General features: G+C 39.1%; 13 protein-coding genes. 8 read left to right on the forward strand and 5 right to left on the reverse strand.

The features are described from left to right. Positions 1-24 precede the first annotated feature (24 nt). Entirely contained in the window at positions 25-336 is a 312-nt protein-coding gene (locus G602_RS0106285; protein WP_026658225.1) for a hypothetical protein, read from the reverse strand. A 4-nt stretch (positions 337-340) separates the two neighbouring features. Then, positions 341-1,096, reverse strand: coding sequence for a radical SAM protein (locus G602_RS0106290; protein WP_026658226.1), 756 nt, complete (start codon positions 1,094-1,096; stop codon positions 341-343). Positions 1,097-1,512: 416 nt separating this feature from the next. Here G602_RS0106290 and G602_RS0106295 point away from each other — a divergent pair, with 416 nt between their 5' ends. The 3 genes from G602_RS0106295 to G602_RS0106305 all read left to right on the forward strand — a co-directional run bounded on the left by G602_RS0106295 (position 1,513) and on the right by G602_RS0106305 (position 3,911). After that, the gene (locus tag G602_RS0106295; RefSeq protein WP_026658227.1) at positions 1,513-3,111 is read left to right on the forward strand and encodes an AAA-like domain-containing protein; all 1,599 of its coding nucleotides are present in this window, start codon (positions 1,513-1,515) and stop codon (positions 3,109-3,111) included. Between the two features lie 228 nt (positions 3,112-3,339). Further along, a complete protein-coding gene (locus G602_RS0106300) occupies positions 3,340-3,606 on the forward strand; it encodes a hypothetical protein (RefSeq protein WP_442855899.1) in 267 nt (88 codons plus the stop codon). 59 nt (positions 3,607-3,665) lie between these two features. Then, positions 3,666-3,911 carry a hypothetical protein gene (locus tag G602_RS0106305; protein WP_026658229.1) on the forward strand — a complete coding sequence of 82 codons (246 nt, stop codon included), beginning with the start codon at positions 3,666-3,668 and terminating at the stop codon, positions 3,909-3,911. A gap of 179 nt (positions 3,912-4,090) precedes the next feature. Here the strand turns inward: G602_RS0106305 and G602_RS0106310 are convergent, their stop codons facing one another. Continuing rightward, a complete protein-coding gene (locus tag G602_RS0106310) occupies positions 4,091-4,807 on the reverse strand; it encodes a DUF6100 family protein (protein WP_026658230.1) in 717 nt (238 codons plus the stop codon). 252 nt (positions 4,808-5,059) lie between these two features. Here G602_RS0106310 and G602_RS0106315 point away from each other — a divergent pair, with 252 nt between their 5' ends. From G602_RS0106315 to G602_RS0106335, 5 genes are all read left to right on the forward strand, one after another. Beyond that, positions 5,060-6,241 carry a DUF3854 domain-containing protein gene (locus G602_RS0106315; protein ID WP_026658231.1) on the forward strand — a complete coding sequence of 394 codons (1,182 nt, stop codon included), beginning with the start codon at positions 5,060-5,062 and terminating at the stop codon, positions 6,239-6,241. 55 nt (positions 6,242-6,296) lie between these two features. Beyond that, positions 6,297-6,872 (forward strand): hypothetical protein, encoded by a 576-nt coding sequence (locus tag G602_RS0106320; protein ID WP_026658233.1) that lies wholly within the window; start codon positions 6,297-6,299, stop codon positions 6,870-6,872. A gap of 185 nt (positions 6,873-7,057) precedes the next feature. Then, a complete protein-coding gene (locus G602_RS0106325) occupies positions 7,058-8,377 on the forward strand; it encodes a YqaJ viral recombinase family protein (protein WP_026658234.1) in 1,320 nt (439 codons plus the stop codon). A gap of 61 nt (positions 8,378-8,438) precedes the next feature. Next, positions 8,439-9,947 (forward strand): ATP-dependent DNA helicase, encoded by a 1,509-nt coding sequence (locus G602_RS0106330; protein ID WP_026658235.1) that lies wholly within the window; start codon positions 8,439-8,441, stop codon positions 9,945-9,947. A gap of 39 nt (positions 9,948-9,986) precedes the next feature. Next, entirely contained in the window at positions 9,987-10,964 is a 978-nt protein-coding gene (locus tag G602_RS0106335) for a hypothetical protein (protein WP_026658236.1), read from the forward strand. A gap of 144 nt (positions 10,965-11,108) precedes the next feature. On the opposite strand, the gene G602_RS0106340 is transcribed toward G602_RS0106335, so the two are convergent. After that, the gene (locus tag G602_RS0106340) at positions 11,109-13,091 is read right to left on the reverse strand and encodes an RsiV family protein (protein WP_081675856.1); all 1,983 of its coding nucleotides are present in this window, start codon (positions 13,089-13,091) and stop codon (positions 11,109-11,111) included. 251 nt (positions 13,092-13,342) lie between these two features. Beyond that, positions 13,343-15,331, reverse strand: a complete 1,989-nt coding sequence (lepB, locus tag G602_RS28650) for a signal peptidase I (protein ID WP_049945085.1) — start codon at positions 15,329-15,331, stop codon at positions 13,343-13,345. Positions 15,332-15,510: the final 179 nt, after the last annotated feature.

Consider the following 15,510-nt stretch of genomic DNA (forward strand, 5'->3'; position numbering starts at 1 on the left):
TAATCCCTGCCTTATTTCTCACTACTACAAATATTCATCTATATATTGTTTTTCTATGTATCCAACCACGTCTTTCCCATTCTGAAACTCTATATACCTTGCCTCACAATTGAAATACGTAAGATGATATATTCGATAGACTTTGTCATCCAGCAAAAATAATACATCATCATTGGAATAACACTTTGCCAAAACCTTCACTTCCTGATAAGGCGTCAGATCAGATTCCCTGGCTAGCTGTTTCTGAAAATAGTCACGATTTATATCTGTGCCCCAGTTGAAGTCATCACCATATTTCTCCTCAATCCTGTTAATTTCATATATTATGTCAAACATATTCTTAATTCGCCTTATAATTCTCCATTATTTCAAGTATATCCGTCTGATAAATGTTACCATTCAAAACTCCTCCATCAGGGTCAAAAGAAATAGTCTTGATGTCTTTGGGATCTTCCTCATAAGGGTTTGGCACCGATGCCTTTTCATCAAAATACTCGTGAAGGTATTTAATGGCATTTCCAGATGGAAAGATCACATTGCCCTGATTGAGAGAGATATGCAAAGGCTCGAATTTCTGAATTACCTCTCGAGTCCTGTCATTATATGAATTCAAATCATCAGAACTACCAAGCCACGCAGGTTGTAAACGTACTGGGATTCCGACTTGTACGGCGTTTTGGGCAAAATTAAAGACTGGATCAAGCGGAATGTACTCCTGATGAAAAGCATCTACTGACAAAAGAATGTCATTAACTCCACTGTCATTAAGATTTTTTACAACGGCTTCTATACTTTCCGGATTATTAGAAAAATACCCGTTTGTGATCAATTGCCTCTTTTCGATTCCCAAATCGGATGCCGTCTTAAGGATCGTGCAGACTACATCAGGGTATAGGAGCGGCTCTCCGCCAAATGTCATCACAGTTTTGATGTCGTAATGAGCGCAGATCTCTTTTATCGATTCTGCAGCTACATCTGCATCGATATGCTCGGTGAATCCGTCGTGGTCACCCTCTGAACAGTGCTTACACTTTCCGGTACACGCCATTGTTATTACAAACTCTATTTTTTCAAGATTTCTCAAATAATCATTCACTGTCTTAAATCATCCCTTGCAAATATCGATTTATTGCGCCTTTACACAAAAAAATATTACTACATCTCTTATATAATCCAAATGGATCTGCACTGCAAATCAGAAAAAAGCCAGGAATAAAACAAAGTTTTTAGATATACGAGTTACTGAACAGTAACCTTTGTATAAATGATATTATTACTTGTTATTCACTATATGTGAATAATAACGGCGGTATTGGTATAATATAGCTACCGGTAAGGTCATATGTTTTGGAAAGGAAGTTTGGAGGGTAACAGGAGACAACGATGGAATTTTATCTGATGAATAAAGATAAAACTGTCATGAGGATACTTATTGACAGGGATGATATATCGTGATCATTATTCTGATAATACATTTGGGGTAAATATTGCTATTATTTTGAGGTTATTGATATGCCAAAATCATTTAATACTACCGGTGTATGTGTTCCGGAAAAGCATTACATGGTAGACATAACAAACAGAATACAAGAGATTAAGAAATATGTTGCTGCTGGCAAGTATCTTACTATAAATCGTGCCAGACAATATGGGAAAACAACCACTCTTACTGCATTAAGAAAAGCATTAGAGTCTGAATATGTTGTGGTAAGCTTGGATTTTCAGGGTATAAGTAATGCTGGATTCAAGACAGAGCAGACTTTTGTTCAGGAATTATCGAGACTTATACTTGGGAAGAAGCGAAGCGGATTGACAATGCCGGAACTTATTGAGGGTAAGTTGTCGGATTATGTTTCAAGAACGGATAATAAAGCTAAGCTCGGAGAACTTTTTGATACTTTTACGGAATGGTGCGCTTTATCCGAAAAGGAAGTGGTCGTGTTTATTGATGAGGTAGACAGTGCTACCAATAATCAGGTTTTTCTTGATTTTTTGGGACAGTTAAGAGAAGGATATATCCTCAGGGATACAGAAGGGATAAAGACCTTCAAGTCTGTTATTTTGGCGGGAGTCACGTATGTCAATCATCTGAAAGGCAAAATTCGCATTGATGATCAGCATAAGGTTAATAGTCCTTGGAATATTGAAGCAGACTTTAATGTGGATATGAGCCTGAATGCAGACGGAATCGCAGGTATGCTGGAGGAGTACCGGACTGATCATCAGTTAGAGTTTGATAGTAAATTTATAGCGAAAGAGATATTTGATTATACAAATGGGTATCCATATCTTGTCAGTAGAATGTGCCAGATAATTGATGAGAGGCTTTTCCCGAAGAAGTTTGATAGCTTACAAGATGCATGGTCCAGAAATGGGATAGATGAAGCGGTTAAGACTATACTGTACGGAAGTAGTACTTTGTTTGATTCTTTGTCAAGGAAGTTGGAAAATTATCCGGACTTGCGTGATATATTGAAAAGTATTTTGATGGAAGGCACTAATATTCCATTCAATAATTATCAGGAAGAGCTGTCTCAAATGAAGATGCATGGATTTATCAGTAATAGGAATGGAACAGTAGTTGTTTCAAATCGGATTTTTGAGACATTTCTGTATAATCTTTTTCTTTCCGACGAGATTATGAAAAACAATGTTTTTGTGAGGGAAAGTGGGCTTGCTAAAAACATGTTTGTTGAGGATAATAAGCTTAATATGCCTTTAATTTTGGAAAGATTTATAGGTACATATACAGAAGTATTTGGCCCGCTTGAGGAGAAGTTTAAGAAAAAAGATGGAAGAGAACAGTTCTTACTGTATTTGAAACCAATAATTAACGGAACCGGAAATTATTACATTGAGGCTCAGACCAGAGATCAGACGAGGACAGATATTATACTTGATTACTTGGGGCAGAGATATATTATCGAGCTTAAGATATGGCATGGTGATAGTTATAACAGAGCAGGAGAAGAACAGCTGACTGGATATTTGGATTTCTTTGGTGAGAAGGTTGGTTATATGCTGAGCTTCAATTTCAATAAAAAGAAGAAAAGTCAGGGCGTAAGGAGGATCGTGCATACAGATAAGGTATTGTTTGAAGCTATGTTATAGCAATAGAACGACGATGTGTAAGGCGGATTTTGAGAAGATTGTAAGATGAAAATGGTCTGAACAGTTACATATACGATATCAATAAATAAATATATTACAAATATTTATTTACATATCATTATGGCTATGTTATTATTTTTATTGTTAAATTAAGTATTTTAATGAAGTTGTCGCTTGTAGCCGAAATTCTTATTTTTAAGGATTTCGGCTTTTTTGCGTTTTCTGGAGGTGATTCATTTGAGAAATGCTTTAGATAAGTTTGTAGGATTGTTCTGTATCCTCGTCTTTCTTACATTTATGATTAATCATGGTCATATAGATTTTAGCGGCGTTGACTGGGTCCGAAGAACAGTTACAGAAGCAGTAAAAAGTCCGGACGGCCAGGAATGCATAGAAGAAACAAAAGACATTTCCAAAGGCATATTTATATCTATCCTTCATGCACTTGACAGGCTTGTAAATGGAAATGAAGAAAAAAACAAAGAGGAATCCTGACAACATCAAAATCCCCAAAATATATAAAACTACTAAAAAACGAAAAGAGGAATCAATCAATGAACAACATCGTAGCAACCAAAAAAATAAGAGCATTCACCATCAATCTTTCCGACTGGTTTTATGAAGGCCAGATGGTTGATATCAAAGACAAATCTGTAGGTATTTTAAGAAATGCCCTTATTGAGTATGTTGACGAAATCAACCAGGCCTTCACCGTTATACATAATGGTCATTCCTACAATCTTTCAATGCTCACAGTTGAGGATGTCACATCGGTAAACAGGCGAAGAATCGCGGTTTGACAATTATTTCTCTGTGATATATCATAATTAGTGATTTAAGGTTGCTCGACGTATAAAATTGTTTTTCCTTTTTTACGGGTTGAGTGCTAAAAAGAAGCGGATTGCCACCGCTTCTTTTTTTATCCAAATATACGATACATATGCCATAAACTGCCTGATTCCATGAGATTTGAAATTTATTACTTCAAAAAATCCCTAAGTTCTTCAAAAGGAATCACATCTACTTCAGTATGACTGTATTCTCCCATTTTATAATCCATAAATATCGCACAGTGCCTTGGAGAATCATCGAGAAGTATGTTTGCTGTTATAAGGTCTGTAATTATCTTTGTCTCAAAGTTATCATGATCCCTGAACTCTTTCTCAGAAGAAAAGAAATGAGTATATATTATTACTGCCTTTTTAGAATAGATAGTATGTTTCCTGCCAGAGAAAAATTTAGAGAATGCCGGTTCATACATCTGTCTGATATCCGCATTGGTATAAACAGCCTTGTTGTTCTGCCTCTCTATCCTCTTTGGAAGAAGAGATGGAAAGACTACATGCAGACGTTCTCCATCCATATCTATTTGCAGCTCCTCTCCCACTATGTTGTTTATCTCATGTTTTCCAGTAAACCCTGAATATCTTCCAATTTCAGCTGTTTTGCTTACTATTTTTTTGATGATGGAGTTTAGTCTTACCAGCTCATTATTTACAAAGTAAGTGCTTGGAGAATCCTCAAACATCATTTCCTTCAGAGAGTCAGCGGATTCCTTCAAGGAGGCTATATGAACATCAAGAATTTTGAACATCTTTGATACAGCTCTTCTATTATCAGAACCCTCAGTTTCTTCAAAAATACTGTTCTTTACATACTCTTCAATTTCTTCATCTGACAGTTTTGTAAATGCCACAGACAGTCCCTCCAGATTTCTATTCACGACTACATTATTTTTTATATTATATAAATTATTATGTTCAAATTCCACCTTTCATCATTGATATAAAGCGGTATTTATTGTATTATTACTATGTTTAGTAGTTTAGATTATATTATTGTTGCAGGCAGGCAGATTATTTATCTACCTGCCTTTTTGTATTAATCGACTACTTACAGCAACCTTAATCATCACTTAACACCAATAAAAAAGGAGGTAAAAGGAAATATGTACAAAGGATATTCATGGAGTTGTTCTGATGTATTGTCACTACTATCCGTCAGATATAACCCTGACAAAGAGGAACAGATGATTCCGTGTCCTTTCTGCGGATCAAAAAGATTCGGCATGAACATAAAAAAGGGCACTGGACACTGCTTTAAGTGCTGTGCGACAGCAGATTCAGCAAGTTACTACGCTGCTGCTACAGGACTGTCCCTTAATGACGCAAGAGATGACATAAAGCGCAGGCTAAATATTCCGGATAAGTATGGCAAGCTACCGGAGAGAAAAGTCTTCAAAGAAAAGAAACAGGAAAATCTCGCTCCCATAGAGGTTCGAGACAAAACCTACAGAGCTTTTCTTGACGAGCTTATACTGTCTCAAAAAAACTATGATCATTTAAAATCCAGAGGATTTTCAGATGATGATATTGTGGCAAAAGGCTATAAGACCTACCCATCAGTGGAAAACACCTCATTTGAAGATCTATGCAGAAGACTCATTGCAAGAGGCTGTACCCTTTCCGGTATCCCTGGTTTTTATAAGAACTACCAGGATGAATGGACATTTATCCGCCTCACACCCGGAATCATAATCCCGCAAATAGGAATCCATAATCAGATTGAAGGATTCCAGATTCGAAAAGATGATGACCTGAGGCGAGTATTTGACGAGAAACTGGAATCTAAAATAGCCTGGTTTTCCACCAAGGGATATTGCCACGGAGCCTGTTCCCATACAACCGTCCACATTGCGACAGACTTTATCTACAATAAAGAAAAGGGACACTATGAACCCGTTCTTCACGGAGATATCGTCACTCTCACAGAGGGCGGAATGAAAGCAGACCTTTGTGCCTGTCTTTTAGACAACCATGCATCGCTTATAGCCGTTCAGGGCGTTCACTCTCTTAATCCATTAAAAGATGCTCTTCTCTCATTGAAACAGTATGGTCTTAAGACCGTAAATATTGCTTTTGACATGGATTATCTATCAAATCCTAATGTTCAGGATGCGATGGAAAAGGTTACCGTCCTAATAGGTGAACTCGGACTTAAATGCGAAAACCTGATGAACTGGGAGTACAAGCAAAGGGATGAAAAAGGAGATGAGTTTTTCCTAAAAGGACTTGACGATTACCTCGCTTTCCAGCAAAGAGGCATAAAACCTGTAATCGTTAAAGAATAAAGCAAAGGCTGTCTTCCAAGAGGGCAGCCTTATTTCACAAGGAAGGATATATATCATGAATTATTTAATATCGGGACTCATCATCACACTAATAGTCCCCATCTGGGGGCTTTTAATATATCTTCTGAACAGAATCATTTACAACATTATTTCAAAGATTACTTCTGAGAAGACAGCTATGATCATAGTAAACTGGCTAACAGTTCCGGGAGTCATCCACCATGAGCTCTCTCATGCTGCCCTTGCAGTAATAACCGGAGCTCACATTACACAGTTCAGACCATTCTGGCCAGACAAAAGAACCGGAAGCCTTGGTCATGTAAATTTCTTAGCCCAGGGCACACTTTTGGAAAGAAGCCTTCAGTTCACATTTATATCAACTGCTCCCGTGCTGCTTGGAACAGCATCTACTCTCATGCTCTTGTATGTCATTCAGAACGCTTCTCTTCCGCCATGTATGCTCATACTTATCATCTATATGACATTTTCCATAGTCATTCATGCATCCATGAGCTTTGCTGATGTGAAGATAATGCTGCGTGGCATATGGGTACTTTATCTTGCAATATCCTTTTTGTGCTTTTATGCAGGAATAGATCTTGTTCATATGATTGCCCATATATATAAATAGTGATAAAATAATCATGTTTAGTAGTTATTTGTCATTAACATATTATTGCTTGTATTCCTCGGATTGTTCCGGGGATTTTTTATTTTACAGCAAGGGGCCACCGCTCTTAGGCAAGAGAGCAGTGGCTCTTTTTGTATGTATGGCAAATTGGCACACAAACCCAATTAAAAAAGGAGGACGAAACGATGTCAAAAGCAACCTATTCACCAACAGACCCAATCGAACTAATCGATACTACAGGCATGAGTAATGAAACATGGCTGAAGATCAGGGAACATGGTCTTGGAGAAAAACCAACAGATAAGGATTACATCCCTTATACGATCACAGGCTCAGGAGCTTCTGCTGCACTAGGGGTAAATCCCTGGGTTTCAGATGAAGAATACCGCGACAAGAAGATGGGCGTAAAAGCCGTACTTGATGTTGCATTCTCAGAAGAAAGCAAAGCTGCAGGCCATGTGTTTGAGCCGTTTGTCGCCATAAACTTTATGCGCTACATGCACATAAATTTCCCTGAGACAAAGGTAAAACTCATAAAAGACTGCATGAGGGACATTCTTCCATACCTTGAGGATGCATGTCCTGACAAGGATTCCTATGATTCGTTTGTAAAAGCAATGAATAAGGTTATCAAAGGTTTTCAGAAAAAATGGAAGCTCAACCCTTCATCCATGTACAGATGCGGGATGGAAAAATACTCATTTGCTCTTGCAAATATCGATGGGCTCGTAGAGATCAATGAAAAGACCGGAATCTTTGAGGCAAAAACCACTTCTAATAAGGCCTCGATCAGAAACTACTGGGAACTTGGAAAGATACCGCCATATTACTACTGGCAGCTTGTTTTTTACATGGCTGTCATGAATCTGGACTTTGCCTACATAATCTGTATATGGGGCGTAACCATTACCGATATGGCTGTCATCTACCTTGAAAGGGACCTGAAAATCGAAGAAGAGTTCATGGATTTCCTTGCTCAGTTCGTTGACGATATGGAAGTCGGACTTCCACTTGATGAATCAAAGAGCGATCCGGAGCTTGTAAGTCAGTATTATTACAGACTTTATGGCCCAGCTACAGGAGATTCCAAAACTCCGATAGAGCTTCCACCTTACTGCAGAAAAGTAGTCGAGAAAGCACTGGATCTCGACACGGAAATTGAAGAGGCGGAAAAAGCCCTTGATGAACTTAAGTCAAGACGTGCTGCTCTATTTAACGAGATTCAGCCCATCATGGGAAGAAATGCTTATGCGACGATAGCAATGGATGATGAATCCGTCTATGGCATCAAGCTAAAGACTCCTATGAAAAGACCAGTCTTTGACGAGGAAACCTTTAAAACAGATCATCCGGATCTTTACGATGAGTTTTCAGTCACACAGCTCGACTTAACAGGTCTGGGAAAAAAGTATAAGGAGATGAAGACCAAATACACTCTCCCTGCGCAGCCTAATCCAAAAGGCCAGCCTTCCATTGAGATATACAAGTATTCAAAGAGGGCTTAATGCCTTAAGCAACCAGATTACACGGGATTATGGAAACATAGTCCCATGGGAAAGGAGAAAGATGATTGACGTACTAAAAGTTGTCAAGGATTACATCGATGAAACCGGTTGTACCTGGTACAAACCGCAGCCCAAATATAAGCACTTATTTGACGGCGGAGTTAAGAGAAAAGTCCTGGTAGAAGAATCCGGGTACTACTCTCTTCCGGAAATCAGCAGGCAGGAAAAAAAGATTGCCAAGAATGCAGTCGTCCGTACTCATTACAACGAGGATACCCGTACAACATATCCAAAATCATTTCTGGATATGTTTATAGCCTTATATGAGGAACAGGAAGGGATAAACCTTGATGAATGGCAAAAGGATGCCGTTTACCGGGCAGTGAACAACAATCTCTTCATTCTTACGGGAGGGCCCGGAACCGGAAAGACTGCTACTCTAAAATGCATTCTCTACTGCTTAAGAAAGACCCTGAAAACCGAGGACATAGTATTTACAGCACCAACAGGAAAAGCTGCCAGAAGGATCACAGAATCTGTTGGCTGTCCAGCTTGTACTGTTGCTAAAGCCCTTGGTCTTAGGGACGAGACATCTGTTCCCAAAAAACTGAATAATGCATGTTTGATAGTAGACGAGATATCCATGCTCGATACTGTCACAGCATGTGCCCTATTTTCTGCCACAAGCCCGGAAACAAAGCTAATCCTGGTCGGCGACATCGACCAGCTCCCATCCGTTGGGTATGGCTCAGTCTTGAGAGACCTTATCGATGCAGATCTTCCCTGCACAAAGCTGGAAAAGACATTCAGGCAGGCTTCAGAAAGCGGTCTTTTTGCAAATATCGCCGGCATTAAGTCAGGTCTTCATGCCGGCTTCGAAGAAAGAGATGATTTCAAGGTTTTAAAGGCAAAAAATACTTCTGAGACAAAAGACATCATGGTCAGAGAATTCCTGGAAGCCGCAGACAAATATGGGACAAGTAACGTAGTCTGCCTTACTCCATACAGAAGGAAAGGCGATGCATGTGCTATTAAGCTTAACGCTGTACTGCAGGACATCATCAATCCTCCAAAGAACGGTAGCCTTTGTGTTACCTATACCACAGAAGAAGAGGATGGCTACAGATATGAACAGAAGCTCCGCATCGGTGACCCTGTCATGCAATTGGTCAATGCGGAAAAAGTAGCAAACGGTGATGTTGGAAACGTTTGTGAAATTGACAAAGAACATCAGAAAGTAAAAGTTAAATTCATAGACTGCACTGTTACCTATGGCATAAACCAGCTGTCACAGCTTGCGCTTTCCTACGCCATGTCTGTGCACAAAAGCCAGGGGTCAGAATATCCATGCGTGATCACTTCAGCGCTTTCAGGTGACCTGCAGATGCTGTCCCGTAACACCATCTATACCGCTGTTACAAGGGCAAAGCAGAAATGCATTGTAGTCACAGATGATGAAACCGCGCAAAAAGCATGTAAAAAGGAAACCGGCTATGAACGTATCACACGGCTCTCCGAAGAGATAAACCATCAGAAATCCAGATACGAACTTTTCTTAAAACTGATGTAGCAACCTAAATCAAATTTAGCGTAAAGAGAGGAAAAAATCATGAGCGAAAGAACAGAAAGAAAGACCGAAGAAAAGAACTTACTGGCAGCTTATTATGGAAAAAAGACATTTGTGAAGATCAAGCAGTGCCTTGAGATTGGAAAGATCCAGTTTTCATTTGTAGACAAAGTCAACAGCAAAAACCACATAGACTGTTACATGGAAGCTGAGGAATTTGGTGCGATCCTTATGGCCGGAATCAGAAATGGCTCACTCATTAAAGCCATAATGACAGAGAAGGCTAAAGGAGACCAGTACCCGAAAGCAGTCTGGCAGTCTCCAGTTGGCGGAAATGCTACAGGAAATAATGGAAAACCTATCTCCCGTTATTTTGAGATTTCTCCTGCATCATCAGGAGAAGTTCTTTTCACAGCCCATACATTTCCTGCCGAAAAGAATGATACCGGTGCCTTTATCAAGGTAAAGGGTTCCAGTCCCATTTTATCCTTAAGAGTGCCCTGCACTTACAACGACCTTAAGATACTTGGATATAAATGGAGCTTTCTTGAGGCAGATTATATGTCCAGAAAATATACCGTGGAAAACATGAAGTCTGACTATCAGCCTAAATGCGAAGATACTTATGCATCTTCAGAGGAAAATACTGCAGATGATGTCAGCGAAGTTGAAGAAGTAACAAACTCCTATGCTGTGGATGACGTGCCATTCGTAGGAACGGACAATGTTACAAAAAAAAGCAAGAACGCTGTGACAGAAACAAAGATGAAGACCATAAAGCTTGTTGCGACCAGTGCTCTCGAACCTGTCAAAGGCAAGAACAACATCAAGGTCTGCCATGTAACTGATAATGGTATTGAAAGAAGGCTTATCTGTCTGATGGATAAGATAACTGACAAGAAACAGCTTTCATCTTTCGAGTCTCAGCTTACATCTCGCGTTTCAGCTAAAAAGACACTAACATTTACTGCTGAAGTCGCAGAAAAAGGTGATGATTTATATCTTACTAAATTTGCATGAACAGTCCTAATCTAAAAGAAGGGGTTGCCACAAAGTGGCAGCCCCTTCCTATCCTTTCTTAAATGCCATGGTCAAATATATCATTAAAGCGCACAGTTACTAACTTGTTAGGTCTATAAGACTTCTGAATTTTTCTGAAATATGTTATTTCGTAAGGTCTGTGTCTTTGTCAAATTTATTCCATTGTATATCTGCAGGTTCAAGGATTTCTTTTGAAAAAATAGCACTTTCCTCACTGTCAGATATTTCCTGCGGTTCCTGCCCTTCATAGGTTATTGTACTTACCCCTTCATCATCATCAACTGGATAAAGTATCTGCCATACCCTCTTTTGGCCTTCCTTTGAATCAAAAGTATAAGCATCCACTGCATACTCAAATCCATTTATCCATAGATTTTCACTTGGCATGTATCCAGTATATGTACCTCCAGAAGTTACTTCACCATCTTTTATATAATAGATAGTATATGCATGCCACTGATTATCTATATAAGCTGTGACAAACAGTTCATCTCTGCCGTCTTTATCGGCATCATATATGGCATATCCCGGATTCTGAGCATAGCTATATTCAAAAACTTCCGCTTCATCACCCATCAATATCTCGCCGGAAACCATTTTTTGTAACAGTTCGTTGTAAAGTGCAAGATAATCACCCTCCGTTGCCACGCTACTATCCTGCCCATCATATTCCATGCTTTCATCCGCCTGATCAATAAGCATGTCCCCTGTCTGCTCGGCATATTCAATATCAGGGTCAGTAAACGCCTTATACAGGAAGAACCCATCCTCATAATCTTCTTTGTTTCTTTTGTATGTTTCAACAGAAACTGCCTTAGGCACATCCCCTGTCACTTCAAATATGAACAGGTCATAGCAGTCATCAGGTTCCCAGATGATTATATACAAAAACTCACTGCCATCACTCTTATGCACCCGGTAATACTGATTGTAGTCTTCCTTGACAGAGAATGTTTTTTCAATGGTCGCGGATTTACCTTCAATATGCACTGTAAGGCTATTTGCTTTCAAATTATCGTTATTATAGGAACAGCTTAGTTTTATGCCATCTCCCTCAATTGAGTCTTCATCACTATATAAAAAGGTCCGCAAAGGAAGAATATATCCCTTGGTTTTATCCGGATAATACTTTTCATCTATAATGCCATCGTATTCCTCATACCCTATAGATACATCAGATGCTCCATAAACATATGCTGCAATATCATACGCATTAAATACTATATGTAAACCGTCGCCTGCAAGATACCAGTTATATGGAAATTCTGACTTTTCATAATCCTCATCATCAGCTCCTGGCTTTGGATCAAATTTATAATGCGAAAGCGACTCTTCAAGGTCTCCAAATTGATTATCATCTTCTGCAGAAGCATGTAGCTTTTCAGCAACAATCTTATTAAGCTCTTCCTCTGTACATTTAACAACATCATTAAGGTTAAGCTCTTTTCCGCTAGCAACATCGTAGGTCAAGCCAATTTCGTTATAATCATTATGGAATCCGCCCCAGAACTCATCAGAGCTTAGAACCATGCTCAATACCGTATCATCCGTACGTGCAATTCTTGCTCCTTCCCGATACCAGTACGGTCCTATGAACCCATATCCTTCATCTATCGCCTGTTCATACTCGGTTTTTATATCTTCTGCCACGTCTGAAGCTCGTTTATCGTCTTCTTCCATTCGTTTTTTGGCCCTGCTTTTAAGTGCCTCATACAAGGCTGCATATTTATCGGCATATCCATCCGCCATAATCACGTTGACATACTCGCCTTCAAACAGTATGCCCTTGGAATTATCCAGCTCTGGATCTGTAAATTTTTTATCCCCATCATATTCTTTGCTGACTGTTTTAGAAGCTATCATATATACAGGGGAATCAGACTTATCATCTTCGGATATATCTGAAGAGTCGGTGTTATTCTGCTCTTTGGATGGATCCTCAGCTTCATCTGCTTTTTCTTGTTCCAAAGCATCTGCATCCTTTGTATCACTCGATTCTCTCGGTTCCATTGAACCTTCTACACTACTACCTATTCCGCATCCACTTAGGGAAATGGCTAGTATTAGCGCTAATGCTGTTTTCAGGATAGACAATCTGTTTTTCATATATACCCCCACGTTTTAATCTTCTAAGCTCTATAAAGAGCCACAATCCACCATACTAATTATCACTTATTAGTGTTAAATACTGGTAAAGCATACATAAAAATACAATAAAATTGTCAGCTTTTTATTATACCGATTGCAATCTGAATCTCATGCCAGACAAAAAAGTGGAAGCGCCTTTTGCAGTACACTTCCGCCTTTAACTAAATAACCATATGATGCGTTTTCGTTCCACATTCAAAAACACATATTTAAAACGCCTTAAGGACATCCCTTTGAAAACTGAAATCTATCTGTCCCATATATTTCCCCATTATCTTGTCCCTTGATATATAAGGCTGTTGCCAGTACCTTGAGTCATTGGAATTTTCCCTGTTATCTCCAAGAAGGAAATAGCACCCTTCCGGTACTTCAAATTCTTTAGAACAGTTTGTTTCTGCCTCAGAAGGTATATACGCTGTCTCATCACAGAACTGGTCATTCACAACTACATATCCGTCCTGGAATCTGATCTTATCACCAGGGAGTCCTATGATCCTCTTTCCAAAATAAGATGCATACTCATCCGAGTAAAAGACGATGACATCTCCACGGGAAGGTTCATGGTTTACAAAAGCAAGCCTGTTATAAAAGACTGTATTTCCTACATCAAGTGTCGGCTCCATTGAACCGCTCTGTATGACTGATACCATTATGACATACGTAAGTATGATATATGCAGCAAGCAGCGGAACCGCGAATGAAAGAATATCCCATACTACATGAGGTCCTTTCATAATGTCTTTCTTTTCTTTCTTGGTAAGGCCTGAGATGTCAACATCATCATATTCTGTATGTTCCTCGACCTCTAACTTCTTCTTTTTTTCATACGTTTCCGGATTATTCCTTCTTCTTATAACTTCAAATACATATATGACAAGAATACCAAAAAGCGCAGCACATATAATGATCTTAAGCCATGGAACCGGCTTTTCCTCAGGTATTACTCTCTCAACAGCAATGTCATACTCAGTATCATTTCCAGCTTCATCAGATGCGATGACAGCTATCTGATTCACACCCTCCTTAAGTTTGTACTCATATTTGAAAGTATTATCACCCTCAACTTCAACCTCCGTACTGTTGATCATCAGGGTGTTATAATCACTTACGGCTCCCTCTATCGTTATATTCTGATCTTCTGTGACTATATCTTCATAAGAGGATACAAGTTCAAGGGAAGGACCTACAACATCCTTATCAACGGTATGCTTTGTAGATCTCATATTTCCGTCTTCATCAACAATATAAGTTACTATCTCATTAGTTCCAACTTCAATAGGTGCCTGGAATTCATATATTCCGGGGTCTAGTGTTTCTGTGCTTTCCTCAACCTTCCCGTTTACTAATACTTCCACACTATACTTATCCCTAAGTTCACATGACACATTTATAGTGTCGTGGTTTGTGATCGTGAGATCTTCATAGGTAACCGTAGCATCAGGATTATTGTCAAATTTCAAAGAAAAAGTACTTCCGGTTCCTTCCACTGATGAACTTACTGCCGGAACAATTGTAACCATTATCTCCTGTACACTTGGATCCAGGGGACATGAGTAATAATTTCCCTGGATCCGAGCTGTATCAATCTTCTGAAGATTCTTTGCGTTTACTACTTCAACATTTACTGTTCCGCATGTGGTATCTGTCCATTCAGCAACAAAGCTGTCATCCTTGAAGTACTTTTTTAGTCCTGCAATATCCGTTACTACCTTTAAATCCTCATTCACATCTACAAGAGTTTCTGTTGAGCCCTGGAGCTGGACTTTGACTGGACTTATTTCCCTTCGCTGCACAGGCTCTTCTGATATGCCTTCATTTCCCTCACCAAGATTTTCTCCTTCACCGGAATCAGCGCCCTCATCAGAACCATCCGGCGTATCACCAGCTGTAATTATTTCCGGATAATCGATATGTACCTCCCACTGCCCTATCTCAACATCATTTACAACACATTCAGCCTCATTGGCGGAATCAGATGAGACAACACCCTTATATTCTTTTCCAGAGGGTGATTTTATTACCACCACATAATCATCATAGTATTCAAAAGTAAGGGTGAATTTCGCGGAAGTGTAGTTTTTATTGACCGGAACCATTATGGTTTTACCGCCCTCAGCATGTAAGATTATGCCAAAATGCGAACCATATAAAAAAAGAACCATAACAGTAAGGAATAGCATCTTTATCAGTCTTTTCATGTTTAGCTCCCATAATTAAATTTTTGAATATATTATATATATAATTATATTAAATGTCAACGAAAGCGTCTCCTCTGCGAAGGTTCACGGTGGACCTTAATGGTAATTATGCCGCTACTATATTTGCCAAATTTATTATTTTTAAAGTGAATTACGCTATATATATCTCGCTAGCATCT

Source organism: Butyrivibrio sp. AC2005 (genome assembly GCF_000424145.1).
In the GTDB taxonomy this organism is placed as follows: domain Bacteria; phylum Bacillota; class Clostridia; order Lachnospirales; family Lachnospiraceae; genus Butyrivibrio.

Bases quoted from the DNA above. Each gene is read 5' to 3' on its own strand.
- G602_RS0106285 (WP_026658225.1), bottom strand. From the start codon at position 336: ATGTTTGACATAATATATGAAATTAACAGGATTGAGGAGAAATATGGT.
- G602_RS0106295 (WP_026658227.1), top strand. From the start codon at position 1,513: ATGCCAAAATCATTTAATACTACCGGTGTATGTGTTCCGGAAAAGCAT.
- G602_RS0106305 (WP_026658229.1), top strand. From the start codon at position 3,666: ATGAACAACATCGTAGCAACCAAAAAAATAAGAGCATTCACCATCAAT.
- G602_RS0106315 (WP_026658231.1), top strand. From the start codon at position 5,060: ATGTACAAAGGATATTCATGGAGTTGTTCTGATGTATTGTCACTACTA.
- G602_RS0106320 (WP_026658233.1), top strand. From the start codon at position 6,297: ATGAATTATTTAATATCGGGACTCATCATCACACTAATAGTCCCCATC.
- G602_RS0106325 (WP_026658234.1), top strand. From the start codon at position 7,058: ATGTCAAAAGCAACCTATTCACCAACAGACCCAATCGAACTAATCGAT.
- G602_RS0106330 (WP_026658235.1), top strand. From the start codon at position 8,439: ATGATTGACGTACTAAAAGTTGTCAAGGATTACATCGATGAAACCGGT.
- G602_RS0106335 (WP_026658236.1), top strand. From the start codon at position 9,987: ATGAGCGAAAGAACAGAAAGAAAGACCGAAGAAAAGAACTTACTGGCA.
- G602_RS0106340 (WP_081675856.1), bottom strand. From the start codon at position 13,091: ATGAAAAACAGATTGTCTATCCTGAAAACAGCATTAGCGCTAATACTA.
- lepB (WP_049945085.1), bottom strand. From the start codon at position 15,331: ATGAAAAGACTGATAAAGATGCTATTCCTTACTGTTATGGTTCTTTTT.